Source organism: Paenibacillus sp. Mc5Re-14 (assembly GCF_001049835.1).
Taxonomy (GTDB): Bacteria; Bacillota; Bacilli; order Paenibacillales; family Paenibacillaceae; genus Paenibacillus; species Paenibacillus polymyxa_C.
Genome location: NZ_CVPD01000001.1, coordinates 1,174,926 through 1,200,807, shown reverse-complemented (window position 1 = coordinate 1,200,807; position 25,882 = coordinate 1,174,926). Strand labels below are relative to the sequence as shown.

18 protein-coding genes and 2 pseudogenes are annotated in these 25,882 nt (G+C 46.0%); 16 read left to right on the top strand and 4 right to left on the bottom strand.

All coding sequences use genetic code 11. The features are described from left to right. Positions 1-5: 5 nt before the first annotated feature. The 7 genes from BN1546_RS05625 to nikC all read left to right on the top strand — a co-directional run bounded on the left by BN1546_RS05625 (position 6) and on the right by nikC (position 7,338). Positions 6-617 carry a hypothetical protein gene (locus BN1546_RS05625; protein WP_090736412.1) on the top strand — a complete coding sequence of 204 codons (612 nt, stop codon included), beginning with the start codon at positions 6-8 and terminating at the stop codon, positions 615-617. A gap of 58 nt (positions 618-675) precedes the next feature. Then, complete coding sequence (locus tag BN1546_RS05620) at positions 676-942, top strand: hypothetical protein (RefSeq protein ID WP_090736408.1); 267 nt, start codon at positions 676-678, stop codon at positions 940-942. 86 nt (positions 943-1,028) lie between these two features. Further along, complete coding sequence (locus BN1546_RS05615; RefSeq protein ID WP_013369788.1) at positions 1,029-1,475, top strand: phage holin family protein; 447 nt, start codon at positions 1,029-1,031, stop codon at positions 1,473-1,475. Positions 1,476-1,626: 151 nt separating this feature from the next. After that, positions 1,627-2,592: a glycoside hydrolase family 25 protein gene (locus BN1546_RS05610; RefSeq protein WP_090736406.1), complete on the top strand. Its 966-nt coding sequence runs from the start codon at positions 1,627-1,629 to the stop codon at positions 2,590-2,592. Positions 2,593-3,701: 1,109 nt separating this feature from the next. Further along, positions 3,702-5,357 (top strand): ABC transporter substrate-binding protein, encoded by a 1,656-nt coding sequence (locus BN1546_RS05605; RefSeq protein WP_090736403.1) that lies wholly within the window; start codon positions 3,702-3,704, stop codon positions 5,355-5,357. A gap of 29 nt (positions 5,358-5,386) precedes the next feature. Then, positions 5,387-6,391, top strand: coding sequence for an ABC transporter permease (locus BN1546_RS05600; RefSeq protein ID WP_090736401.1), 1,005 nt, complete (start codon positions 5,387-5,389; stop codon positions 6,389-6,391). A gap of 35 nt (positions 6,392-6,426) precedes the next feature. Beyond that, the gene (gene nikC, locus BN1546_RS05595; RefSeq protein WP_090736398.1) at positions 6,427-7,338 is read left to right on the top strand and encodes a nickel transporter permease; all 912 of its coding nucleotides are present in this window, start codon (positions 6,427-6,429) and stop codon (positions 7,336-7,338) included. A gap of 213 nt (positions 7,339-7,551) precedes the next feature. Here the strand turns inward: nikC and BN1546_RS05590 are convergent. The 3 genes and pseudogenes from BN1546_RS05590 to BN1546_RS05580 all read right to left on the bottom strand — a co-directional run. Then, positions 7,552-7,827 (bottom strand): annotated as a pseudogene (locus BN1546_RS05590) (transposase); the annotation flags it as partial. Between the two features lie 148 nt (positions 7,828-7,975). Beyond that, on the bottom strand, positions 7,976-9,694 hold the full coding sequence (locus BN1546_RS05585) for an ABC transporter ATP-binding protein (RefSeq protein ID WP_090736395.1): 1,719 nt from the start codon (positions 9,692-9,694) through the stop codon (positions 7,976-7,978). Then, complete coding sequence (locus BN1546_RS05580) at positions 9,694-10,257, bottom strand: GNAT family N-acetyltransferase (RefSeq protein ID WP_090736392.1); 564 nt, start codon at positions 10,255-10,257, stop codon at positions 9,694-9,696. Before BN1546_RS05580 ends, BN1546_RS05585 begins: the two co-directional genes overlap by 1 nt. 304 nt (positions 10,258-10,561) lie before the next feature. On the opposite strand from BN1546_RS05580, the gene BN1546_RS05570 reads away from it, so the two are divergent. The 4 genes and pseudogenes from BN1546_RS05570 to BN1546_RS05555 all read left to right on the top strand — a co-directional run bounded on the left by BN1546_RS05570 (position 10,562) and on the right by BN1546_RS05555 (position 15,268). After that, positions 10,562-11,404 carry a MerR family transcriptional regulator gene (locus tag BN1546_RS05570; RefSeq protein WP_090736387.1) on the top strand — a complete coding sequence of 281 codons (843 nt, stop codon included), beginning with the start codon at positions 10,562-10,564 and terminating at the stop codon, positions 11,402-11,404. A gap of 423 nt (positions 11,405-11,827) precedes the next feature. Continuing rightward, entirely contained in the window at positions 11,828-13,243 is a 1,416-nt protein-coding gene (locus BN1546_RS05565) for a deoxyguanosinetriphosphate triphosphohydrolase family protein (RefSeq protein WP_090736384.1), read from the top strand. 71 nt (positions 13,244-13,314) lie between these two features. Beyond that, positions 13,315-14,260, top strand: a pseudogene (locus BN1546_RS05560) (MsnO8 family LLM class oxidoreductase). Positions 14,261-14,281: 21 nt separating this feature from the next. Then, a complete protein-coding gene (locus BN1546_RS05555; protein WP_025678633.1) occupies positions 14,282-15,268 on the top strand; it encodes a methyltransferase domain-containing protein in 987 nt (328 codons plus the stop codon). Between the two features lie 4 nt (positions 15,269-15,272). On the opposite strand, the gene BN1546_RS05550 is transcribed toward BN1546_RS05555, so the two are convergent. Beyond that, on the bottom strand, positions 15,273-16,229 hold the full coding sequence (locus BN1546_RS05550; protein ID WP_025678635.1) for a D-2-hydroxyacid dehydrogenase: 957 nt from the start codon (positions 16,227-16,229) through the stop codon (positions 15,273-15,275). 226 nt (positions 16,230-16,455) lie between these two features. Between BN1546_RS05550 and thpR the strand changes: the two genes are divergently transcribed. From thpR to BN1546_RS05525, 5 genes are all read left to right on the top strand, one after another. Further along, positions 16,456-17,022, top strand: a complete 567-nt coding sequence (gene thpR / locus BN1546_RS05545; protein WP_090736381.1) for an RNA 2',3'-cyclic phosphodiesterase — start codon at positions 16,456-16,458, stop codon at positions 17,020-17,022. Positions 17,023-17,133: 111 nt separating this feature from the next. Beyond that, positions 17,134-17,946 carry a cell wall hydrolase gene (locus BN1546_RS05540; protein WP_016821264.1) on the top strand — a complete coding sequence of 271 codons (813 nt, stop codon included), beginning with the start codon at positions 17,134-17,136 and terminating at the stop codon, positions 17,944-17,946. Positions 17,947-18,115: 169 nt separating this feature from the next. Then, positions 18,116-18,799: a metal-dependent hydrolase gene (locus BN1546_RS05535; protein ID WP_040101915.1), complete on the top strand. Its 684-nt coding sequence runs from the start codon at positions 18,116-18,118 to the stop codon at positions 18,797-18,799. A 462-nt stretch (positions 18,800-19,261) separates the two neighbouring features. Further along, a complete protein-coding gene (gene gltB / locus BN1546_RS05530; RefSeq protein ID WP_090736378.1) occupies positions 19,262-23,860 on the top strand; it encodes a glutamate synthase large subunit in 4,599 nt (1,532 codons plus the stop codon). A gap of 321 nt (positions 23,861-24,181) precedes the next feature. Further along, positions 24,182-25,819, top strand: a complete 1,638-nt coding sequence (locus tag BN1546_RS05525; protein ID WP_013369810.1) for a sensor histidine kinase — start codon at positions 24,182-24,184, stop codon at positions 25,817-25,819. Positions 25,820-25,882: the final 63 nt, after the last annotated feature.

Below are 25,882 nucleotides of genomic sequence, written 5' to 3'. Positions count from 1 at the left end.
GACAAATGAAAGCAGTACCTAAAGTAAATACAAACGGTCTCTATCTAGAGGACGAGCTGGTGGACGATGCCTTTTTAGGTATCCTTCCTTTTTATACTCCATCTTCGCCTACGCTATCTGATACAAACCAGCAACTAGACACCCATCGGCTTGCTGACAGTAGCACTGGTACCATAGATGCAACCAATTCAGAAAGCATCCCTGCTGGTTATACAGTAGGGATTCCAGTGCCACCTGGTTTATACCATCCTCGTTTTGACATCCAAGGTTGGCTGACCTATGAAGCGGAATATAATCAAAAGCTGATAGAAGCACAAAAAGCCCTTGATCAGTTGAACAACGAATCCCAAGCTTTATTTCAGAAGCAGCATGATGAGTGGCGAAATAAGCCGGAAAACGAGCGTGGAGCCGAACCTATATATCCTGCTCCCACTTTTAAGACTCCAGAACGAAGAGACCCGGCGACGTTCTGGAGTGAAGGGCTGAGTGATGAAGCAATTAAGGAACTGACACAAAAAGCGGAGCAACAGCCAAGTGAGACAGATCAACTGAAGCAGCGGATTGCAGATCTCGAAGTGACGTTGACCCAGCTCATGCTTGGTAACACAGGAAAATAACGTGTACTGAGGATTATATGTAACAACAATCTTTATAAAAAGAGGTGAAGTCATAACCATGACAGCTTTAACAGAGGCTCAAATGCGTATTTGTGCTCATGCTTGCATCACTCGTTATGAGCGGGGTGAGGGCGATATAGCAACGATTATGGGAAGCTACGCTTTAAATGAGGAACAGCGTGAACAAGTAATGAAGATTATTTTATCTAAGCGTTCTGATCTAATAGCAGGCAACGTAAAAGATTCGTCATCAACCGATGTTCTGAATGAACAGGAAGAAGCGGTTAAATGGTATAACTCTATTTTTCGGAAGAAGACAGTATAGAGAACAAAATAAAATTCATTGTTTTTATGCCCTTGGATCAACCAAGGGCATTCACTTTACACTTAGGTTCAAAAGGGGGAACAAACATGCATGAAAAGATCGATCAGATTTGGCTGGGGTTTTCCACGGGGACCTTGATCGGATATTTTTTCGGGGGGTGGACTACAATGTTGACGTTGCTGTGGTGGATGGTCGTGATCGACTTTTTCACCGGATGGGCAGCGGCCTGGATTAATGGGGAGCTGAAAAGCCGCCAAGGGTATTACGGTATTTTTCGCAAGGTTACCGTGTTTTTGCTCATTACGGTAGCCCATCTAATCGACGGTATTCTCGGGGATGCACATTACTTCCGGGATGCCGTCGTTTTCTTTTATTTGGCGAACGAGCTGTTGTCCATTATAGAAAATGTGGGCAGAATGGGAGTGCCGATGCCGGATATTTTGCGGAATGCGGTAGCCATTTTTGAGTCCAAATCGAGTGGGAAAAAAATAAAGCCAACCGACCCTTCCGACAAAGAAAATAAAGCTTCATAAAGTGCTGACCGTCGCCATTACAAAAAAGGAAGACTACCTTTCGCCTTTTTTCGGCGTAAAAGTGGAAAAGCCCAGACCGTTTCCATGGTCCAAGCATATACAACAGAGACAGAGTGCTACAACATTATGAATGACAAGGAGGGAGCGCCTTATGCAAAATCGCAGCCCTAATGCTGCCGAAGGCATTGACGTATCCCGATATCAGGGAACGATTGATTGGAAACGTGTGCGAGCCGATGGTAAATCGTTTGCATTTATTAAAGCAAGTCAAGGACAGCGTTACGTTGATCCGACGTTTATTACGAATGCAAAAGGGATCAAGACAGCCGGGCTTCTGCTGGGAGCTTACCATTTTGTAGATGCGACCAGTGTAAACGCAGCCAAAGCGGAAGCCAGACATTTCGCCGAGGTGCTGGATCAGGTGGGTGGTGCGAAAGCGCTGGACTTGCCAGCGGTGATGGATTATGAAAATAATCCGGGAAAGCTTAATTCGGCCGCGATTCATGAGGTAGCGCTGGCATTTTTGACGGAATTTGAACGAGTAAGCGGCCGCAAGCCGATGGTATATACGGGCAATGCTTTTGCTGCCCATTTTAAAGCCCTACTGGGTAGTTATAAGCTGTGGATTGCACGTTATAGTACACGGGTACCCAGTGATACAACAGCATGGAGGCGCTGGGACTTCTGGCAATACAGCGACAGTGGACGGGTTGATGGCATTCAAGGGCCTGTTGATCTGAATGTATATGCCGGAACAGAGGCTGAGCTACGCCAAGCATTTGCAGGAGAAGAGGGGGAAGAGCCAATGACAGCAGAGGAAAAAGCGGCATTTAAGGCCCTGCAGCAGCAGGTCACCGCCCTTGAAAATAGTAGAGATGTGCTCAAGCAAACATTAAATGAACAGAGTGCTTACATTAAAAAGGTGGATCAGCGAGTAGCTGAACTGGAGGCGCGTCAGGCTATGCCTGTACCGGCCTGGGCCAAGGAAGCGATGGTTGCTGCCGTTGCAGTTAATCCGGCAAGCCCGATTGTGGATGCGAAGCTGCCAAGCAGTTATGATTTTTATCGCTTACTGGTCGTGCTGAACCGTCTGGGTGCGTTTAAAACAACCAAGTAATCTTCGAAGGACCTCATTACTGCCCATCCCACTTTTAAATAAAATGAGTAAAACAGCTACGTTCGAAGCCTAAATAAACAGGCGGTTAAATGCGGCCGCCTGCCCTTATGGTTAAGTAATGTTCTTCATGACCTCCAAATATGCTGAATCCCGAAAAAGGGCAAATGCAAAATGTACCTTTATTCGAAAAGCAACTCAATATCCTCCTGACTAATCTGAGAAGTTTCAAAGTCCGAAGGTGTGAAATGAACATTCTGCTGACGAACCGTAAAATCAATGATTTGAATTATAGCTTGGACATACATATTCGGAATGAGGACGATTGTTTTTGAAATGACCCGCCAATTGGAAGAGCAAAAAGAACGTGTTGAGCTTTTGGCAATTCTGAGACGCTGTCACTGCAGCATATTTACCAGCCAGATCGAGCTGTAATAGCCACTGTATGTTTGTTTATTTCAGAACATACCTGGGAATTAGGATATAAAGGATGGGAATTGTATTGTAAAGGGGAAATGTATACCCATAAAGTGCCTGGCGATCATTTTTCCATCGTAAAAGGTGCTCAAGCCGTATCTGTAGGTTTGGTGCTGAATACATTTTTGAGGTAAGAACATGCTCCTGCTTGGAGGTTGAGGACCACAAGCAGGAGCTTTTATTTGATATGAACGTGTGAATTGATTTGTAACATTAATTAACATGATGTATAAAAACATATGGTAATGTATGAAAAACCCCCTTGTCTGCTTCCAGATTTTATAGTAAAGTATCCAATAATCAACTTTGTATGAAACTAATATTCACTATCTGTGAGTATTTATCACACATTCTCCATGACCTAACACAATCCTCTTCCCTTTTATGACATTACATCTATTCCATTACCCTACTGCACCTCTAACACCACTAGATTATGAATGCTGTCTGTGCCTGTATTCTTCAATAAAAGCCTGTCCAGAACCTTCATACCTTCCCTACTACTACACCTATTTGATGAACTCGGAACTTGGGGCTACAGCTTGAGGACAAGCTTGTCATGCCAATCCAAAGAATTGGTATTTATCGGGTATCAACGAATTAACAATATATAAGGTGTGAAAGGGGTTCGCTGCATGAGCAAAAAGTACGTAAAACACAAAATCTGGACCGTATTGCTGGTACTTGCGCTAGGAACTGTTTTGGTGCTTTCCGGTTGTGGGGGATCAGGTGAAGGAGCAAAACCAGAAGCAGGACAACCTTCAGGTGGAGCGGGAGAAGGCGCGCAGGACACGTTGATTTATGGGCGTGGCGGGGATTCCGTGGCGCTAGATCCTGCCATTGTGACTGAAAGTGAGTCGTTAAAAATCGGAATGCAGGTGTTTGATACACTACTGGAATACAAGGAAAGTACCACGGAGATTCAGCCGGGGCTCGCAGAGAGCTGGGAAGTATCACCGGACGGACTTGTCTATACGTTCAAGCTGCGTCAGGGCGTAAAATTCCATGACGGAAGTGACTTTAACGCAGAAGCGGTTGTGTTTAACTTTGACCGCTGGGTTGATCCGAAAAGTCCATACAAATTTGAGGGTGACTCGTTTGACTATTATGATTCTATGTTCGGGCCCGATGGAAGTAGAGTGATTAAGGAGGTTAAAGCGGTGGATGCGAGTACCGTTCAGTTTACACTGAACAAGCCGCAGGCTCCTTTTTTACAAAATATCGCTATGCCATCCTTTAGTATTGCAAGTCCCAAGGCTATTAAGGAGAAAAAGGCTGATTTTAAGAGTAATCCGGTCGGCACAGGGCCGTTTGTATTTAAGGAATGGAAACGAAACGATACGATCACATTAGAAAAGAATCCAACTTATTGGAAAGAAGGACAGCCAAAGCTGGCTAAGGTCATCATTCGTTCTATCCCAGACAACACTGCGCGATTTAATGCTCTGCAAAACGGGGAAATTGACCTGATGGAAGATTTGAATCCAGATGATGCGAAGCAGTTGGAAGGTAACAGCGAGTTGGTAAAAATTGAACGTCCCTCCTTTAATGTGGCATACATTGGATTTAATTTAAAGAAAAAGACATTTAATAATCCCAAGGTGCGGCAGGCGCTGAATCACGCAGTGAACAAACAGGCCATTATTGATGCATTGTTTGCGGGGGAGGCCAAGCCTGCGGTCAATCCGATGCCACCTACGTTATGGGGATACGACGAAAGCATTCAGGACTACACTTATGATCTGAATAAGGCTAAATCTTTGCTAGCGGAAGCGGGTTTCCCTAACGGACTTCCAGAGCCGTTAACCTTCTATGCAATGCCTGTATCTCGTCCATACATGCCTGACGGCAAAAAGGTAGCAGAGGCCATTCAAGCTGATTTTGAAAAAATAGGAGTCAAAGTCAACATCCAATCTCCAGAATGGGCTACGTATCTGGATGATCTTAAAGCTGGAGAGAAGGATGATCTGTACATGTTGGGATGGAATGGGGACAATGGCGACCCGGATAATTTCCTTTACACATTGCTGGACAAGGATACGATCCCAGGCAATAACCGCAGTTTTTATGTGAATGAGGAACTTCACAAAATACTGGTGAAGGCGCAGGTTGAGGTTGATCAAGATAAGCGTGCGGAATTGTATAAACAAGCACAAGTCATTATTAAACAGGATGCACCTTGGATTCCCTTGGTTCACAGCACACCGTTGATGGCAGGCAAAGCCAATCTTAAGGGTTTTGTACCTTCTCCAGCAGGTATGGAAGCGTATAGTAATATTTATTTTGAATAGCCTAAACGCAAGCAGGCGGTGAATAGCATATGAACTCATATATTGTAAAAAGACTGGCCATATTGATTCCCGTATTGCTGGGGATGACGCTTATCGTGTTTTCGATTATTCATGCTATTCCCGGTGATCCGGCAGAAACGATACTCGGGGACAAGGCCACGGAACAGTCCAAACAGGCGCTGCGTGAGCAATTAGGGCTAGATAAGCCGTGGTTACAGCAATATGGGACCTATCTAAGTGAACTGGCACGAGGGGACTTGGGCGATTCCATTCGCACCCGGCAGCCGATTGCCCGGGAAATGGTCCCTTATCTGGCGGCTACGCTGGAGTTGACGGTAGCAAGCATGTTTTTTGCCGTTGTCGTGGGTATGAATGCAGGCATCGTGAGTGCCTGGAAGCGAAATTCCTGGTTTGACTATGTCAGCATGGTCATTGCCCTGGTCGGAGTATCGATGCCGATTTTTTGGTTAGGCTTGATGGAGCAATGGATCTTTGCTAATAAGCTGCATTGGCTCCCTTCCATCGGACGCATGAATTCCCGTGATCCGGTGGAAGCTGTGACACATCTAGCCGTGATTGATGCGTTCATAGGTGGACGTATGGATCAGGTGTGGACCGTCACCAAGCATTTGATCCTGCCCAGTATCGCACTGGGGACGATTCCAATGGCGGTCATAGCGCGTATTACCCGTTCCAGCATGCTGGAGGTTATGGATGCGGACTATATCCGCACGGCTCGGGCGAAGGGGCTGGCATCTTTTCAAGTCGTGTACAAACATGCGCTTAAAAATGCTGCGATCCCTGTGCTTACTGTCATCGGTCTTCAGACTGGGTCGTTACTGGGAGGCGCCGTACTGACAGAGACCATATTTGCCTGGCCTGGCATCGGACGGTACATTTTTGAAGCGATCAGCTCGCGTGACTATCCGGTTATCCAAAGCGGAATTTTAATCATTGCGTTCCTGTTCGTCATCATTAATCTGATTGTCGATTTGCTGTACGCTGTTCTCGACCGGCGTATTCGTTATCAGTAATCAAGTCGTCAATTGGTCAAGGGGGAGCATGTCCGATGTCACAATTTTCAATCGAACCCAATAACATACCGACGACACGTAGTACATTGGCGCATTTGCCTGCGGTGTCAGGCCCTTGGAGAGATGCGTGGAGAGCTTTCCGTCACAATAAAATGGCATTCGTCGGTCTGAGCATTATTATCTTCTTTGTCATCATTGCTTTGATCGCGCCCTGGATCGCTCCTTTTGACTATAAAGAGCAAAATTTGGTGAGCCGCTTGCAGTCTCCTTCCGCAGAGCATTGGTTCGGTACCGATGATCTTGGTCGTGATTTGCTGACTCGTACGCTGTATGGCGCCAGAATCTCGTTGTGGGTCGGTTTCTTGTCCGTTATTGGTTCAATGATTGTAGGAACGGCCTTAGGATTAATTGCCGGATTTTATGGAAAATGGGCTGATATGATCATTTCGCGCCTATTCGACATCTTACTGGCATTTCCGGGGATTTTGCTGGCAATTGCTATTGTGGCCATTCTGGGGCCTTCGTTGGAAAATGCGTTATACGCCATTGCCATTGTCAATGTACCAACGTATGGGCGATTGGTTCGCTCCAAGGTGCTGAGTGTTAAAACGGAGGAGTATATTACTTCTGCGCGGGCGCTTGGGGCTAATAATCGGCGCATCATACTCCGTTATATTCTGCCTAATAGCCTGACACCGATCATCGTACAGGGGACGTTGGGGATCGGAACGGCCATTATTGAAGCGGCAGCGCTCGGATTTCTGGGCTTGGGTGCACAACCTCCTGAACCCGAGTGGGGCAAAATGTTGTCCGATTCGCGGCAATATATCCAAAATGCGCCGTGGACAGTTATTTTCCCAGGCATATCTATCATGCTGACCGTATTGGGCTTTAATTTGATGGGGGATGGCCTGCGGGATGTATTGGACCCAAGAGCAAAGCGTTAGAGCAAAAGTGGTGAGGTATATAAAGTTGAGCAAAGAGGTGTTCTCTGGCCTGAATCAAATGGCTGGGGGACACCTTTTTACATGAGCATTTTGCATAATTCCGTTTTTGAAAATTAGGCATCAGTATCTTAAGCCTCGAACAGCATTTTAGCTCGGTTTCTCCTTGAATTCCAAAAATGGACAGACCTGAAGAATTTCTGTTGAATCAAAAATTTAAGCGGTAGCTTTCTTTAATGGAAGGGCCATGGCTAACGCAGAAGCAAGCAACACAATGGCATTTAGGTATTGGTGAGTGGTCACCTTTTGAATCCCCCAGATGTGCATGGCATCTGCGGTCAAATAGGTTTTCATCCGAGAATTACAACGTTCCACGCTCGTTCTTTCGTTGTATAGTTCTTTCCAACGTTGCGTATCTCGGTGCGGACTTGAATAGCGGCGTACATCCCTTTTTATATCTACCTTGACGACCATCCCATAGTGGGAGGATGAAGGACTTACCTAAAAGCCCACCATCGCTTACTCAATCCGCCTGCGGAATCGCTGGTAGAGGAGAGCCGTACCCGACTGGAGACGCTACTAACCTTCTCCCCGCTGCTTCGCAGCGTATGGGAATGGAAGGAAGCAATGATCCTATAGTCTAATCTTCAGTCAAACGACCATTATGCCAAAGTTGTTGATAATACGGATGTGTTTTTTGTAATGCTTCATGTGTGCCTTGACCTGACAGGCGTCCTTCTTCAAAGACAAGGATTTGGTCTGCACTTGTAATCGTAGATAATCGATGGGCGATGATGATCGTCATCCGGTTTTTCGTTAACGCTTGAAGGGCAAGCTGCACTTCACGCTCTGATTCGTTATCTAAGTTCGATGTCGCCTCATCAAGTAATAAGATTCTCGGATTTCGTAAAATCGCACGAGCAATCGCAATACGCTGTTTTTGACCACCTGAAAGCTTAATACCTCCTTCACCAACCTCTGTATCGAGGCGTTTGTCCAGCTGCATGACAAAATCATAGGCATAGGCTGCTTTTAATGCGGCAAGTACCTCTTGTTCGCTTGCTCCATTCGTCCCGTACATGATGTTGTCACGAATCGTTCCATTTAATAACGGTGCATTTTGACTTACATAGCCAAACAGCCCACGCCACTCTGTTAAGTTAAATTGCTCAATGTTTTCGTTACCATACAGTATCGCACCTGATGTCACGTCATAAAATCGTTCAATAAGGGAGAACATCGTCGTTTTCCCACCACCACTTCGGCTGACAAAGGCGGTCGTTTCATTCGGTTCTAACGTAAATGTCATGTCATTTAATACATACTTTTCATTATATTTAAACGATACGTTTTGGAAGTGGATAGGTAGTGGTGTAGCAGATACTGGTTTCCCGTCTTGCACTTCACGTTTCACATTGAGTGCTTCAACAATACGCTCTGTCGCACCAAGTGTTTTTTGTAAATTGGTAAAGAACGTCGCCATTTGTGTAAATGGCATAATAATTTGCACTAAATAAATCATAATGGCAACAAGCTCGCCTGAAGTGATTGCTCCTGTTGCTACCTGTGAGCCGCCATAGCCGAAAATCGCAATCAATACGACCATCATGAGTAGCGTCATCAGTGGCGAAAGAATCGCAACAATCTTCGCTTCCTTTAAACCGTACTTGTACAGCTGCTGAATTTGCTTTTTACCGCCTGCTAGCTCCTGCTGCTCCGTTTGCGACGCTTTCACAAGACGAATATTCGATAAAATACGTCCTAATCGTCCACCAAAGCCTGCTAGCTCATCCTGATTTTCTACTGAGATGGCATACATTTTTTCGCCTAATGGATACGTCACAAAAATTGTCAGTGGCACAGCAATCAGGAGTAGCAATGTCATTTTCCAGTCAATCCATAGTAAAACAACAACGGCACCGAGGATCGCAAATAGTCCTGACACAAAGGACACGAGCTGCTCGGTCACAAACTCCTTCACGACATTTGTATCCTGCGTAATGCGGCTCATCGTTTCGCCTGATTCATGCGCATCATAATACGATAAACGTAAATGTAGCATATGTTCCCATACTTCTGTCCTTAAATTCGCGACAACCTTTTCACCTAAACGGCGCATCAGATAAAACGCAATGGCACTTAACATCGCTTGAACAATTAAAATCGCAATGACTGGCAAGAGTGATGTTACGGCAAAACCCGCATCTGAAATTTGATTAATGAGCTTCATCGTTAACAGGGGGACAGCAAGCCCAGCTGCTACCTCCACTAAACTAATGAAAAATAAAAAGACTAATTGCCCCTTCGCCATTTGACTGCGATTCATCAATGCCCAAAGCTGTGAGACCTTTCCTTGCATTACGCTTCACTGCTTTCTTTTGTCATGACCTTTTCAAAACGGAAAAACTCATAATCTGCATCAGATTCAGGCTCTTCTCCTTCAATACTCGGTCCTGGATTGCCTCGGTGATAAAACTCCACAATTTTAAAGCCACATTTATTCACATAAAAATGGATGTTCCGCTTTTCAAAATACGGTGTATGTAACTCCCAAACCTTCGTCTTTGGGAACGCTGCTTCTATCGCTTCCCATGCCTTTGTACCAAGACCTTTGCCGTGTGCATTAGCCTTTGTATACAAGAAGTCCACTTCGTTTCGCTGTGTATCGGGATTAATTTTTAATACGATGCCACCGATTCTTTCGCCATTTAGTACAATTTGACGCACAACTGAATCTTTTGCAGTGAGTGAATGCTCGAAATCCTCATCGGATGGGATTGGTCCCATTTCTGTTGGATCCTCTGCTTCTTGAAAACTATCTTGTAACCCTTTCATAAATGCCTCTTGTAATTCTTCCTTAAATATTGCTAGCTCTTCCTGCGGTACAGGGACTATCGTAATTTGTTCATTTTGTTTTGTCATCGCTAAAACACCTTTCTCTTAAACTGATTAAAATATTCGTCCAATTGTTAAAAATAGTAGACTCCAAAGTAAAGCACTCACCCCAGCATATAGCATGTACGATTTTAGAGGCATATATAAAAACCGCTGCGTACCCGTAGTTTTCAATTAATTGATCAATATACCCCATGGCACTCTTCCTCATCAACCTAAGTGCGTTCAACACCTTAGTAATTGCTTGTCTCATTTATGTTTTCGTGTTATGTTTGCAAGGAATAGTGTAAGGTATGGAGTAACTCTAGAGTAAAGAAAGAAGTGAAAAGAGATGAAAAATACATTCGAAAAAACATATTTGACAGGCGAATTTGCCAAGTTACTTGAAATCAATAAAGATACATTACTTTATTACGATAAAATCGATTTATTTAAGCCTGCAGGCACCTTTGATAATGGCTATCGCTACTACACATTTGAGCAGTTCGATCAATTTGTAGCGATTCAATCGCTTCGTGCAGTTGAGGTACCGATTAAAGAACTCAAAACGTATTTTGACGCGCCTAACGTACAAGCGTTACAACAATTAGCAATGGAACAGCAAGAAAAAGTGGCAATGGAAATTCAAAAGTTACAAGATATTCAGTTTTTCCTAGAACGAACGGTTGCCCTGACAAAAGAGATGGAAGAAGTATCATTTGAAGAAGTATTGATGAAGCAATTACCAGCCGAACCTGTTGTGTATAGCGACGAGAAAATAGATTGGTCGTCGTTATCAATGGAGGAACTTTACGAGCAAACTACGCCATTTTTAAAAAAGCTTGGGATTAAAAGCACAGCCGCATACGGTACTGTGTATACAAAAGAAGATTTTTTAAATAAGAAGTTTGAAGGCGTAAGCTACCTATTTTGTCGCCTAGATGACCCGTTAGCAAGAATGAAACCAGCTGGACACTACGCGGTCATTTATCATCAAGGACCTTATGATGAAATCTCACAGACTGAGACTTATAATACGCTACTAGCTTATTTAGAACAGGAGCAGTTGGCGTTAGATGGTGATATTTATGAGGAATATTTACTGCACTCGATTGCAGCAAAAGAGGAAAAAGATTATATTACAAAAATTAGTGTGAAAGTAAAAACGCGTGAGGCGAGTTATCAACCTCTTTAAAGCTTGTTATACTTTACGTCTATCTTGATAGATAGGCGTTTTTAATTTTTCAAAATCTCTCTCAACAGCAAGCCTGATAATTAGGTACATAGTTAAAATGATAGCATTAGGGGGCAATTCAACAGGTCTTAGTTAATAAATAATCTTCAACAATCGGGTGCGTTTATGAAGTAACGTTGTAGAAAATAATCAAACTCAAAACCATTAAATATAAAGTCTAGTTTTATTTTATTATGCTATTTACCCTATATTAAGTTTTTTTGGACTTGCTTTTTTATTACTCATCGTCTGAACACTGGCTTGGCTTGATAGGCGATAATGCGCTAGTTTGACGCTTACATATAAATGAAACTCATGTGAGCTTTCCTGAGGCGTGAAAAAAATGTATAATCACTCCAATTGAGTACGTAGGGAGTGAGCTTTATGACATGGCAGGACAAGAGAGAGCATCGGCAATTCGCGGAACAGACACGAAGCGACGCTTCACGGGCAGCATATGAACGGGATTACTCCCGATTGATTCATTCACCGACTTTCCGTCGATTGCAGGGGAAATCACAAGTATTTGGCGCAGGCACAGGCGATTATTATCGCACACGGCTGACACATTCTTTGGAGGTAGCGCAAATTGCGCGTGAGGCAGCACGAAGCTTGCTGCGCCGTCATCCAGAGGTAGAGTTGGAACAGGCGGATAACGCAGGACTGATTATTGACCCTGAGGTGGTGGAGTGTGCATCGATAGCACATGACTTTGGACATCCACCGTTTGGACACAAGGGAGAAGAGGTGCTGGACGGGATCTTGGATCAACTGATTGAGACGAAGGTAGAAAAGATATCATCCGCCGGAGGCTTCACGCCAGAGTCCAAGCGTGGACAGGAGGCCTATGCGCGTGAGCGACGAATTTATGAGCATTTTGAAGGGAACGCACACAATTTCCGGCTGATTATGTTTTTGGAGAAGCGTGAGAATGTGGATGGCTTGAATTTGTCGGACGCTGTGCTGCTCGGGATCAACAAATACCCGTACCCAGGAATTCTGAACAAAAAAGGGTTGTACCTGCATGAGTGGGAATATATACGTTCTATTCGCGAGGATTGGGGCATCCCTGACGGAAAAAAAACGCTGGAGGCCCAGCTCATGGATCTCTGCGACGATATTGCTTATTCCGCGCATGATCTGGAGGATGGGATTAAGGCAGGGAAAATTGAGGTACACGAGCATTTCTTATATGATCCATATTTGATTCGTCTGATTACGGAGAAAATCACCACGTTGGAGGATAGCTTCTGGCAAGGCTGGCAGCTGGCTGAGATTGAACAGAAGGTAGCGGCAGTGCTGAGCGAATTTTTGAAGGTGTGGAATGGCAAGATGCCGATGTGTGAACACGATTATTCTCGCACCCGCCGTGAAGTGAAGGCATACTGGGTTAGCCTGTTTGTCAGCAGCTTAGGTGTAATTGATGATGGAAACTGGAAAAAGGTAACCTTCGTACGGGATAGAAGCGAAGATTTGGATATGCTGCGCACGGTGAGTGTATTGAAAAGCTTTGCTTGGGTCACCATGATCCGCGATCTGCGCGTACAGCGTCTGCAAAAACGCAGTGAATGGATGCTCAGACGGTTATGGTTGGCTTTTCTGGACCCTGAGACATCCAAGTCCATTATTCCAAGCGACTGGCTCCAGCGCTATGAGCGCGACCAGGCCAAGGCGAAACCGATCTGGACTTGGGAGCATATGGTTATTGACTATATTGCAGGCATGACCGATGCTTTTGCTGAAAAAATTTATAATGAGTTATATGGCCTGAAGGTAGGTTCTATCTATGACCTGGACTAACGTTTTAATTTAACCCTATATAGTAGAAGAAACTTGTTTAGAACGGATAGAAGGGAGAGAAAAAGGCGCATATGCAACCTCAGTCTTTAGCTACTAACTCGTTGAATCTCGGTGTGCTTGATATGGTACCGCTACTGTCCGGCAATCGCCCGGAGCAAGCAGTTCAATGGGCGGTAAAGCTGGCGAAACAGGCGGAAGCATGGGGATATACACGCTACTGGACCTCCGAGCATCATGACATGGAGGGGCTGGCTTCTTCCAGTCCAGAAGTGCTGTTGTCTCATATCGGGGCGGTGACGACGACCATCCAACTGGGTGCGGGTGCTATTTTGCTCCCGCATTATAGTCCAGTCAAGGTCGCCGAATGGTTCCATCTGCTGGCAGCTCTCTATCCGGGCAGAGTCGAATTGGGCCTGGGGAGGGCCCCTGGTGGGGGACCTCATGCTTCGATGGCACTAAGCGGCAATTTTCTTCAACATGTGACCGAGCTGCCACAGAAGATGGAAGCTCTATTGGCTTTGTTGGAAGGCTCATATGAATATGAACAGACCCCCCGTGTTTGCCCGTCCAATGCCAGAACAGCCGCCAGCGCTGTGGATGCTGGGTACCAATCGAAAAAGTGCCGAATATGCTGCGCAGTATTCAACGGGCTATGTATTCGGCCAATTTATGAGTGAACAACATACGGAAGAAATGCTAAGTATTTACCGCTCCAGCTTTCAGCCATCCACACGGATGGACAAACCACGTACTATGGTTGCTGTAGGAGCAGTATGTGCCTCGACAGATGAGTTGGCGCAGCAATGGGCTGCTCAGATTTCATTAGGCGATCCGGGGATACGGGGCAGTTGGCTGGTGGGAACACCATCGCTTATTGCCGAACGGTTGCGTAGCTTGCAGGTCAAATATGATAATGATGAGTTTCTGTTGGTCACGCCCATTCCCGATTATGAGCAGCGGCTTCATTCCTACCAACTGATAGCGGAGGCTGTGAATTGTAGTCTTGATTCCAAATGAAAAGATGAAAAGAGATCTGACATGAATAAACACAAAATTAATATAGATGAAATGAAACCAAGCTACATATATACCTATGCGTATCATGAAACCGAGCGTGAGTTGTGTCTATTGGAACTAAAATGCTTGTTCGGTCAGCAGCCTGTGCATAGTTCCATGCTGTTGTCCCATCTTCGGCTGGAGCCGGGGACCAGTCCGTTTATCCATCTTCGTCTGGATATCGTCACCGATGCGGACACGCTGGAAGAGCTATGCGAAGCGGCTTCCAGGTTACAGCTTGAGGAAGGAAAGACCTTTAAGGTGCTGTGCCTTAAAGAAGGGGACAATGAGGCTGACTATGACGAGCGGCGCGGGATAGAACGCCGGATTGGCGCACGTATTCAGGGGCAGGCGCAAATGAAGACACCGGATGTAATCCTAGGAGTCATACGAGTAGGAGAGCGATGGCTAATGGGCATATGCGAGTATAGCGACAGATCGTGGCAGGAACGTCGTCAGAAGCCGCAAAACTATTCTACTGGCCTACCCGTTCTGGTAGCTAGAGCACTTGTGAATTTGGCAGCAAATGATCGATCTGCATCTAAGGGAAAGTCAGACTCCTTGAAACTGCTGGACCCGTGTTGTGGTATGGGCAATGTGATGATTGAGGCATTGAGTATGGACAAGAATATTCGCGGCTGTGATATCAATCCGTTGGCGGTACGTGGGGCACGAGTAAATTTACGTCATTATGGGTATGAAGAAGATCTGGTGAAACTGGGGGATATGAATATGCTCGCAGGCACATACGATGCGGCTATCTTGGACATGCCCTATAACCTGTGCTCCGTGCTCCCTGCTGAAGAACAAAAAAAGATGCTGCGCAGTCTGAGACGCCTGGCCGCGCGGGCAGTGATCGTGAGCACGGAGCCGATGGCAACATTGCTATCCGAGTCAGGTTGGACCATTACGGAGCAATGCCGTATATATAAGACAGGTATGAGTCGGGAAATCTGGATCTGTAAGTAGCTTGTTAATACTGGGTTTTGTAGTTAACCAAATTCAGCGGCAGCTCCTGACCAGTAGCATAGGCTTTCAAATTAGTAAGAAAAATATCTACCGCTCGTTCAGCATATCGGTCTGTATCCCCTGCAATATGCGGAGTAATAAGGACATGATCCAAGCCCCATAGTGGATGTGACGCAGGTAGCGGTTCTTCTTCGAATACATCCAGTCCGGCAAAGGCAATATGTTTTTGTTCCAACGAGCGTACCAGCGCATCTGTATGAACAGTCTTGCCGCGACCGACATTAATGAAGAAGGCTCCTTTACGCATCGCTGCAAATGCTTTTTCGTCAAAAAAGTGATGGGTCTCTTCAGTGAATGGTAAAATATTAACTACAATATCCGCAACGCCCAATGCTTCATGTAATTGTTCGTTTGTGTACATGTGTTCTACATGGGGAGCTTCCTTGCCGGAACGGCGAACCCCGATCACCCGCATGCCAAAGGCTTCTGCAATTCGAGCGGTTTCACGACCAATTTCGCCAACACCTGTAATCAATAGCGTTTTGCCACGTAATTCCGTCAGTTGACCTTCCGGTGGCTGCCATGTTTTCTGACGCTGCAAGAGAGCCGCTTGCTGTAAATAACGGGTATGCGATAGCAGCATTCCAAAGATCTGCTCTGTGATTGGAATTGCATGCACACCACTCGTATTCGTGAGTGCTATGTTGCGCTTTTCCAGTTCGGTAAGCGGGAGCTTATCAATCCCAGCCGACCAGGTTTGTATCCACTTCAGCTTGCTGTCTGGATGTAATGCCTCCTCGGCAATATGCTTGGACCAGCCTAGAATAACCTCGGCCTCACGGATTTGTTCAGACTCCAATTCCTGGGCTTTGCCAATAATCAACTCGTAGCCCGGAGCCGCTGCACGAACCTGTTTTTTTTGATCTTCCGTCAGTTGATGTAAACTTAAAATGCTTCCCATGATTCATAGCCTCCTCGATGTTTGATTCCTTGGAGTTTCCAATATATTCTGGCGAACCATCCCTTCAAGGATAACAGATTGCCGGAAAATTTGCATAATAAGGGTAGAAACAAGCTCGCGGTGTCATTATATATAACAACAAGTGGCTTTACCCTGATCAGGGACCAACCAAACAGCTACTTTTTGGGATAGGTACAGGATATTTATAAGAAAGGAGAAGAGGTTGATGAAAGATGAGTCGCAAAGGCTCTTTACAGCGATTGCTCTCCCGGACGAGCACAAGAAGAAGTTACGTCATTGGGTGGAGCAGGATTTGAATAATTTGTCTTTTCGCAAATGGAGTGACTTCAGAGATTATCACGTGACACTTCAGTTTCTGGGTGATGTAGAGACCTCGGTTATTCCAAAACTTGAGCAGGCTTTAGTTCATGCTGCAGCTGAGCATCGCCCGTTTACGCTTGGCATGGGTGAAGCGGGCTTTTTTGGACGTGAAGACTTTCCGCGTGTACTGTGGAGGGGGGTGACCGGACAGCGAGAGTCGCTGGATCAGTTGCACCAGTCGATACTTCGAGCTACCGAACCGCTGGGTTTTAAACCCGAGGAACGACCTTATCGACCCCATATCACCGTAGCACGTTCGTATACAGGAGGGGAGCCTGTTTCAGCGTCTGTGTGGCAGTCAAATGACCGAAGCGGCGAGCCTTGGGAAGTGGGGGAATTTGTGTTATATGCAACACGAATGGGGCAAAAACCAATGTACCAAATAATTCAAACATTCCCATTAATGAGGTGAAACCCTTGATCTATCAGCGAATTTAGTGATATAGTGTTTCAGCGTTATTCAAAAAGCGCATTTTGGGTTACATATCTGAGGAATGTGCTTAAAGTTAACGGGAGGAACATTATGGAAATCGTTAAAGAACATCGTTGGTTTGCACCTCTTTTGAGTGTGCTGCTTGTTTGTATATTGGGGATAGGCCTCTACGCTGAGGTTCAGCAAACACAGAATAATCATAAAAATGCACCTATGCAATCTCTGAGCTGGTCAGGGAACACTTCGGTTCCTACATATGGTGACAGGATGGGGACCCATAACGGGTCAAACAGGACAAGCCCCATCTTTGTCGCTGCTCATGGGCAGCCAAGCTGGAAAGAAATCATGCCGACTCCGTTACCCGCTTCCCAGATGAAGCAGGTGGAACAAGCTCGGAATAACGCTGTTACAGGCAAGAAAAAGCCTGAGGTCCAGCATAGCAAGTCCGCAATCCTAACCCCTCCTACAACCATCTACTTTACGAAGACAAAAATGCTCACTCAGGATGACAAGGCGTTGTCTACCTGGAGCTATCCTGTCTCCGCTAAAGAACTGCTCCTGCTGCAAAAAATAGTGATGGCAGAAGCAGAGGGCGAACCGTACGAAGGCAAAGTGGCAGTTGCCAACGTTGTCTTAAACCGGCTGCGGTCAGCCTCATTTCCCGATACGATTCAGGCAGTGATTTATCAAAAAGCGCAATTTAGTCCGGTTGCGAACGGGCGTCTTCGTCGTGTTCAGCCTAACCAGGACTGCATCCGTGCAGTTACGGCCGCTTTGAATGGTCATAAAGCCGTGCCTGATAACACCTGTTTTTTCCTTTCGCTTACGTTGGCCCAGGACCTTACGGTTCATCATTCGCGTACCAAGGTGAAAACAATCGGTCATCATACCTTTTATAAATGAGCATTTTGTATAAATCCCAAAAGCGACAAATAACAGCCCTTTCTAAACAACAGGGTTCAGCTTTGTGAGCGTATTTTGTGTGCGCAGGTGAAGCCATTATGCAAAAGAAGTATAATTGGTAAAGGAAAGAAACCTAAATAATGAAAGTGATAAAGGAGACGTAAATGTTATGAAAATCACATATTATGGACATTCAGTTGTGTTGGTGGAGGCAGAGGGGAAACGGATTATTATCGATCCTTTTTTGACGGGGAATCCTAAAGCAACCATACAGGCCGAAGATATTCAGGTGGATGCAGTGCTGTTGACACACGGTCACGCCGATCATTTTGGGGATGCAGTTGAAATTGCCAAGCGCAATGATTGCCCTGTGATCGCGGTGGCGGAACTGGCTGAATATTGTTCATCCTTGGGGACCAAAGCTCACGGTATGAACCTGGGTGGAGGTCACCAATTTGACGGTTTTCATGTGAAATTTACGCTGGCGTTCCACAGCTCCTCTTTGACAGTGAACGGACAAACCATCTACATGGGAGAGCCAGCGGGGATTTTATTGACCATGGGAGGCAAAACATTTTTCCATGCAGGGGATACTGGCTTGTTTGGCGATATGCGTCTCATTGGAGAAACCAACTCCATCGATGCCGCAGTATTGCCGATCGGAGATGGTTATACAATGGGGCCGGAGGATGCCTTGCTGGCAGCGAAATGGCTGCGGGCAAGCCGCGTGATACCGGTGCATTACAATACTTTTCCCGGTATAGAGCAGGACGGAGATGGCTTCTGTGACCGTCTTCATAAAGAAGGTATTGAAGGGAAAGCATTGAAGCCCGGCGAAAGTCTCGAATTTTAATACGGTTTATCGCTTTGCGGGAATATACATGATGGTCCGTATGTACATCAAAATTCCTTTGTCAGCCTTTTCTATTCTTTAAGGGATAGAAAAGGCTGACTTTTTTAATGAATATTTATACATAAAAATGATATATTCTTGCATTGATACGTTGAAGCTGTAATGTAAAAGATTTATTATCACAATCATAAAAACTTTGAATTGCTAACACAATAGGTCAATGATAAAATGATAGAACTAATTAGATTCATCAGTGGAATCGACGTGTTTTTCAAGTCAAGCCATTGCATAATTATTGAAAAACATACGCATTCGGCGGACCGTACCGCCTTGAATACGTTTTATGTTTTTGTCCCCCATTCCTCGTAGTTGTTCTTTGATTTACCTCTTGTTGCCACTGTCTTCTATTCGGCCGCCTGTATTTCAGGCCAGCATGACTTTATAACAGAAAGGTTGCGTTCCATGAGACAGACAGGTTTACCACCCAAACAGGGACTATATGATCCCCAATTCGAAAAAGACGCCTGCGGCATGGGCTTTGTTGCCCACATCAAGGGAAAACCATCGCACGATATTGTAAGTCAGGCTTTGACCATGCTCGTAAACATGGAGCATCGGGGCGGTCAGGGAAGTGAACCAAACTCCGGTGACGGAGCAGGGATCATGATTCAGGTTCCTCATTTGTTTTTTCAAGAGGAAGCAGAGCGATTGGGCTTCAAATTGCCAAAGGCCGGACATTATGGCGTAGGCATGCTTTTTGTATCCAATGATTCAAAAGTTCGTGAGATGCATGAGCAGAAGCTCAGAGAAATCATTATGGACGAAGGTCAAAACTGTTTGGGCTTTCGCGATGTTCCAACTTATGACGAAATGCTGGGTAAATCGGCAAAAGCAGCTAAGCCAGGTGTGCGTCAGGTGTTCATCGGCCGCAGTAGCGATTTGAAGGAAGAGCTGGACTTTGAACGGAAACTGTATGTCATTCGTAAACGTGCAGAGCTTGCTATTCGCTATAACCAAGAGGATGTGAATGGTGAGTCGTTCTATATTCCAAGTTTGTCATGTCGCAAGGTTGTATACAAAGGAATGTTGACAACCGAGCAGGTAGGCAAATTTTATCTGGATTTGCAGGATGAGCGAGTGACATCGGCGATTGCGCTGGTCCATTCCCGTTTTAGCACAAATACGTTCCCCAGCTGGGATCGTGCGCATCCTTATCGTTTTATGATTCACAATGGTGAAATTAATACCATGCGTGGCAACGTAAACTGGATGCATGCGCGTCAGGCACAGTTTGAAAGTGAAGCGTTTGGTAACGATATCAAGAAGGTAAAACCTGTCATCAACTCAGATGGCTCGGATACAGCCATGTTTGATAATACGCTGGAGTTTCTGTATCTGAGTGGCCGTTCGCTTCCTCATGTAGCCATGATGATGGTGCCTGAGCCTTGGAACAAGCATGAAACCATGGATCCGAAGAAGCGGGCATTTTATGAATATCACAGCACCATGATGGAACCGTGGGACGGACCTGCTGCGATGGCGTTTACAGACGGTATCCAAATCGGGGCGATTCTTGACCGCAACGGCCTGCGTCCTGCACGTTATTATGTGACCAAGGACGATCTGATCGCACTGTCATCTGAGGCGGGTGTATTGGATATTGCTCCTGAAAATGTGCTTTATAAGGATCGTCTCCGTCCAGGGCGTATGCTACTGGTAGATACCCAAGAAGGCCGCATCGTTTCTGATGAAGAGTTAAAGGAACGTATCGCATCCGAGGAACCTTATCAGCAGTGGCTGGATGAGCATTTGATTGATCTGGATGATCTACCTGAAGCACTGGAGCAGCCAGAGCCGAAACATGAAAATGTAAATCAGCTGCAGCTCGCTTTTGGGTATACGTTTGAAGAACTACGCAAACTTCTGGAGCCGATGGCACTTACAGGTGCGGAACCGATTGGCTCAATGGGGTATGATGCTCCACTGGCGGTATTGTCTGACCGTCCGCAACGTTTGTACAATTACTTTAAACAAATGTTTGCTCAGGTTACCAACCCGCCAATTGACGCCATTCGCGAAGAGATAGTGACGTCAACTGCAACGACGATTGGACCAGAGCGCAATTTACTACACCCAGAACCGGAAAGCTGTCGCCAGATTCGGTTGGATTCACCGGTGTTGTCTAATGAAGAGTTTGCCAAAATTCGTCACGTACACCGTCCAGGCTTCAAATCCATGACCATTCCGATCTTCTTTGAAGCAAAAGAAGGTGCTGAGGGCTTATACAAGGCGCTGGAAGGACTGTTTGAGGCAGCTGACCGTGTCATTGACAAAGGTCATAATATTCTGATTCTGTCTGACCGTGGAGTGGATGCGGAAAATGCAGCCATTCCGGCGTTGCTAGCTGTATCCAGCTTGCATCACCATCTGATTAAGCAGGGTACACGCACACGTGTGAGCATTTTGCTGGAATCCGGAGAGCCAAGAGATATTCACCATTATGCGGTGCTTCTGGGCTACGGTGTGAGTGCGGTTAATCCGTATCTGGCGTTTGAAACACTGGATGTCATGATTCAACAAGGCTTGCTGCGCGGCATCTCGCACGAAAAGGCAGTTAAAAATTATATTAAAGCGGCAACCAAGGGCGTCGTTAAAATATTGTCCAAAATGGGAATTTCCACGATTCAATCCTACCGTGGAGCGCAAATTTTCGAGGCTGTAGGTCTGAAACAGGAGTTTGTTGACCGTTATTTCACCTGGACCCCTTCCCGTATCGGCGGTATTGGTCTGGAGGAAGTGACAATGGAAGCATTGGCCCACCATAACCGTGCTTTCACGGATAAGGACGGCAACGACAAGGTGCTTGATTCGGGCGGCGAATACCAATGGCGTAACGATGGAGAAGAGCATTTGTTTAACCCGCAAACAGTGCATTTGCTCCAGCAGGCGGTACGCTCAGGAGACTACGAGCTTTACAAGAAGTACGCCAAGCTGGTACAGGGTGAATCTGAACAGTATTTGACGATTCGCTCCATGCTTCAATTGAAGCCTGCTGGTGAGCCTGTGCCGCTGGATGAAGTGGAATCTGCTGCATCGATTATGCGTCGCTTTAAAACAGGGGCTATGTCTTTCGGCTCCATTAGCCAGGAAGCGCATGAAGATTTGGCGATTGCAATGAATCGAATCGGTGGCAAAAGCAACACGGGTGAGGGCGGGGAGAACCCTGCGCGTTTTATCCCGGATGCTAATGGCGATTCACGTCGCAGTTCGATCAAGCAGGTGGCATCTGGCCGATTTGGTGTAACGTCGAACTACTTGGTGAATGCCGACGAAATTCAGATCAAAATGGCGCAAGGTGCGAAGCCGGGCGAAGGTGGACAACTGCCAGGACGCAAGGTGTATCCTTGGGTCGCCGAGGTACGCGGTTCCACGCCAGGAGTAGGCCTGATTTCGCCACCACCGCATCACGATATTTATTCTATCGAGGATTTGGCAGAGCTCATCTACGATCTCAAAAACGCCAATCCACGTGCTGACATTAACGTAAAGCTGGTATCAGAGGTAGGCGTGGGCACGATTGCTACAGGGGTAGCCAAAGGCCGTGCTGACATTATTCTGGTCAGCGGTTATGACGGTGGTACAGGCGCTTCCCCGCAAGGCTCCATCCGCCATGCGGGTATGCCTTGGGAGCTAGGGCTGGCTGAGACGCATCAGACGCTCATGCTGAACAACCTGCGCGACCGCGTGGTGCTGGAGACAGACGGCAAAATGCTGTCTGGACGTGATTTGGTAGTAGCTGCCCTGTTGGGTGCGGAAGAATACGGCTTCTCAACAGCGCCGCTCGTAGCGTTGGGCTGTATTATGATGCGGGTATGCCAAATGGACACCTGTCCGGTTGGTGTGGCTACGCAGAATCCAGAGCTGCGCAAAAATTATATGGGTGATCCTGCCCATGTGGTGAATTTTATGCGTTTCATCGCAGAAGATGTCCGTGAAATTATGGCGGAGCTGGGATTCCGCACGATTCAGGAAATGATTGGCCGTACGGATTGTCTGGATACCGTAAACGCCGATTCGCATTGGAAGAAGAAGGGTGTAGACCTGAGCTTGCTGCTGCATGTTCCTGAGTTGGAAGACGGAAGTGTACGTTACCGCGTACAACGTCAAAACCACGGACTGGAAGAAACACTCGATATGCTGAAGCTTGTACCGATGGCTGCGGAGGCACTGGAGAGCGGAACGCCTGTAGAGGGTACCTTGCCTATTACAAACGTGAATCGGGCAGTAGGTACGATTCTGGGCAGCGAGGTCACACGTAAGTATGGGGCGGCAGGTCTGCCTGAGGATACGATTCGCTTTAACTTCATTGGATCGGCAGGTCAGAGCTTTGGAGCGTTTATTCCGAAAGGCATCACGTTGAGCGTGGAAGGCGATAGCAATGATTATGTCGGTAAAGGGCTATCTGGTGGTAAAGTTATTGTAAAGAAATCTCACAAAGCGACCTTTAAGGCAGAAGAGAACATTATCATCGGAAATACAGCCTTGTATGGAGCGACCAGCGGTGAAGCTTATATTAACGGAATCGCAGGCGAGCGCTTTGCTGTTCGGAACTCCGGCGCACGTATTGTTGTTGAGGGCGTTGGTGATCATGGCTGCGAATACATGACGGGCGGACGTGTAGCTGTATTGGGTGGAACCGGACGGAACTTTGGAGCCGGGATGTCCGGAGGTATTGCATACGTCTATGATCCTGAGGGGGCGTTCCTGAGCCGTTGTAATCTGGAAATGGTGTTGCTGGAAGATGTGGAAGATCCTGGAGAAGCAGCGGATTTGCGCGGCTTGATCCAGCGCCATGTCACTTACACGGGTAGTGAAGCGGGACAACGTATTTTGGATGAATGGCAGACTGCGATTCAGCAATTTGTACGGGTGATTCCAAAGGATTACAAGCGTATGGTTGAACAGATTCAAAAAGAAGAGGCGACCGGTTTGAGCGGGGATGAAGCTCTACTGGCAGCATTTGAAGCCAATATGCGTGAATTGGCGCGTACCGGGGGCTAAAAAGCAGATCGCCAAATTCACTAAAAGGACTTGCTGAATACCGCTGTTATAGTCACGGCGGTACCAGCAAGTCCTTTTTTCAGGCTAACAAAAATGTGATTTATCACCTTGACAAACGTCATAAATTCTGACATTACCCCCAAAATGTTTTCCTGAAACGGTAAATATGTTATAAAAAGTACCAAATTTTTTGGAATGTAACCGTTTACGTAAGAGTTTATGTCTTGTTATTTATTTTTGGATTGGTTATGATTTTTTTAGAGTACGCAAACAAACCTAATATGCCCATCGTCCCTTCAAAACACAGAATAGGGTGACAGGATGAAGTTGAAGAAGTCAGCAGAAGACAAAATGATTTTTTTATACCGTTATGTATCATTATCTTTAACATCACTTGTTTTTCTGTTCGAAACATCTAGATTAATGGTATGGCAGAAGCTATTACTGATTGTTTTTCTATTTTTATCCGTTACAGCATTTACTTGGATTTACCGTAAATACAGACTTCATGATATGGTATTGAAATGCAGTATTGCACTAGAAACCGCAGGGATCATTTTGCTGTTATTCCCAACCGGAGGGATCAATAGCCCGTTCAAATGGTATGTGATTACTCCCATGCTGGTAGCTTGTGCTCATCTATCCATGAGGTACAGCTGGACGCTCCTACTTTCTTATATCGGTTTGGTGCTCACATTTTGTTATATCTTTTTTACACCAGGTCAATATTTTTTGTGGGATCTTATATTGCAGAACATTAATCTGTTTCTGGTATTGATCGTAACCACAATGGCAATGCAGGTTATTCGCGTCATGAAGGACGAACTGAAGGTGGCTAAAGAACAAGCCAATGAGACGATGGATCATATCAAGTCGATTTATCACATCATGGAGACGACCAGCCATAATGAGGCATTAAATCTGGGTCAGGTCATCTCGGATTACACTGTCAAGCTAACCAAGCAGAGCCGTGCATTTTTCTGGCTGGATAGTCAGGAGGAAGATGCACCGGCAAGCAGCCAGACAGGCTGGACGGTAGAGGAAGAGGAGCAGCTATTCGAGGAACTGGAGAATTACCGGGAGGAGTTCAGGGAAGAGCGCGAACCATTTTTCAGACATCTACCGGAATGGGGCGACTTTCTCATGATCACCGTACCGATGACGACCCGCTTTGTAGCGACGATTGGCCTCAAGCTGGGACCGGATCAGAGTTTGACAGGAAGACGCTGGCTTGTGCAACAACTGATATTCTTAGCTGAGCTGAGTGCTGTGTTTTTGGAACGCTATGAGCTGGAGCGTATTGAGAATCAGTTGATTGTGACGAATGAGCAGAACCGGATTGCAAATGAAATGCATGACAATGTTTCACAAAGTCTTTTTGGTATTGTGTACGCAACCCATTCTCTCCGACAGACTTGGTGCCATCAGCCTAAGGAGCAGGTGGAGGAGCAAATTGATTTAATTCAGCAATCGGCCAATCAAGCGGTTAGAGAGCTGAAGGGGGCAATTCATAGCCTAAGCTCGAAAAAAAGCGGAGGCTCAACTTGGTTGGGTACGGTGAAAAGCCATCTGCATACACTCTCCAAGCTGAACCATGTACAAATTGATTTTGATATCCATGGTGATCATTATTCACTTCCGTATTTGTACCAAAAGGCTTTGTTCCGCATCATTTCCGAAGCGGCGGGGAACGCAATCCGTCATGGATTGGCCAAGCGAATTGATGTGAAGTTAAAATTGACGCCCCAAGTGATTAGACTGTCTATTCATGACGACGGAGTAGGGTTTGAGACGGCGAGAATGGTAGCAGGAGGTGAGGCGGTCAGTGCAGGCGGGGGCCTGGGCATGATGAATATGGAATATTTAGCTCAATCGATGGGAGGCGAATTTGATATTTCAAGTCGAATCGGAGAGGGAACACAGATTCGATTGTCCATTCCGGTAAATGCTTATGAATGAGGATTTTATAAAATCTTGAATACAATGTGTGAACATTCTGCAATACAAAATCTGCGGTAACAA

Bases quoted from the DNA above. Each gene is read 5' to 3' on its own strand.
- BN1546_RS05620 (WP_090736408.1), top strand. From the start codon at position 676: ATGACAGCTTTAACAGAGGCTCAAATGCGTATTTGTGCTCATGCTTGC.
- BN1546_RS05580 (WP_090736392.1), bottom strand. From the start codon at position 10,257: ATGACAAAACAAAATGAACAAATTACGATAGTCCCTGTACCGCAGGAA.
- BN1546_RS05585 (WP_090736395.1), bottom strand. From the start codon at position 9,694: ATGCAAGGAAAGGTCTCACAGCTTTGGGCATTGATGAATCGCAGTCAA.
- BN1546_RS05565 (WP_090736384.1), top strand. From the start codon at position 11,828: ATGACATGGCAGGACAAGAGAGAGCATCGGCAATTCGCGGAACAGACA.
- BN1546_RS05605 (WP_090736403.1), top strand. From the start codon at position 3,702: ATGAGCAAAAAGTACGTAAAACACAAAATCTGGACCGTATTGCTGGTA.
- gltB (WP_090736378.1), top strand. From the start codon at position 19,262: ATGAGACAGACAGGTTTACCACCCAAACAGGGACTATATGATCCCCAA.
- BN1546_RS05540 (WP_016821264.1), top strand. From the start codon at position 17,134: ATGGAAATCGTTAAAGAACATCGTTGGTTTGCACCTCTTTTGAGTGTG.
- BN1546_RS05555 (WP_025678633.1), top strand. From the start codon at position 14,282: ATGAATAAACACAAAATTAATATAGATGAAATGAAACCAAGCTACATA.
- BN1546_RS05610 (WP_090736406.1), top strand. From the start codon at position 1,627: ATGCAAAATCGCAGCCCTAATGCTGCCGAAGGCATTGACGTATCCCGA.
- BN1546_RS05570 (WP_090736387.1), top strand. From the start codon at position 10,562: ATGAAAAATACATTCGAAAAAACATATTTGACAGGCGAATTTGCCAAG.
- BN1546_RS05535 (WP_040101915.1), top strand. From the start codon at position 18,116: ATGAAAATCACATATTATGGACATTCAGTTGTGTTGGTGGAGGCAGAG.
- BN1546_RS05615 (WP_013369788.1), top strand. From the start codon at position 1,029: ATGCATGAAAAGATCGATCAGATTTGGCTGGGGTTTTCCACGGGGACC.
- BN1546_RS05525 (WP_013369810.1), top strand. From the start codon at position 24,182: ATGAAGTTGAAGAAGTCAGCAGAAGACAAAATGATTTTTTTATACCGT.
- BN1546_RS05550 (WP_025678635.1), bottom strand. From the start codon at position 16,229: ATGGGAAGCATTTTAAGTTTACATCAACTGACGGAAGATCAAAAAAAA.
- BN1546_RS05625 (WP_090736412.1), top strand. From the start codon at position 6: ATGAAAGCAGTACCTAAAGTAAATACAAACGGTCTCTATCTAGAGGAC.
- thpR (WP_090736381.1), top strand. From the start codon at position 16,456: ATGAAAGATGAGTCGCAAAGGCTCTTTACAGCGATTGCTCTCCCGGAC.
- nikC (WP_090736398.1), top strand. From the start codon at position 6,427: ATGTCACAATTTTCAATCGAACCCAATAACATACCGACGACACGTAGT.
- BN1546_RS05600 (WP_090736401.1), top strand. From the start codon at position 5,387: ATGAACTCATATATTGTAAAAAGACTGGCCATATTGATTCCCGTATTG.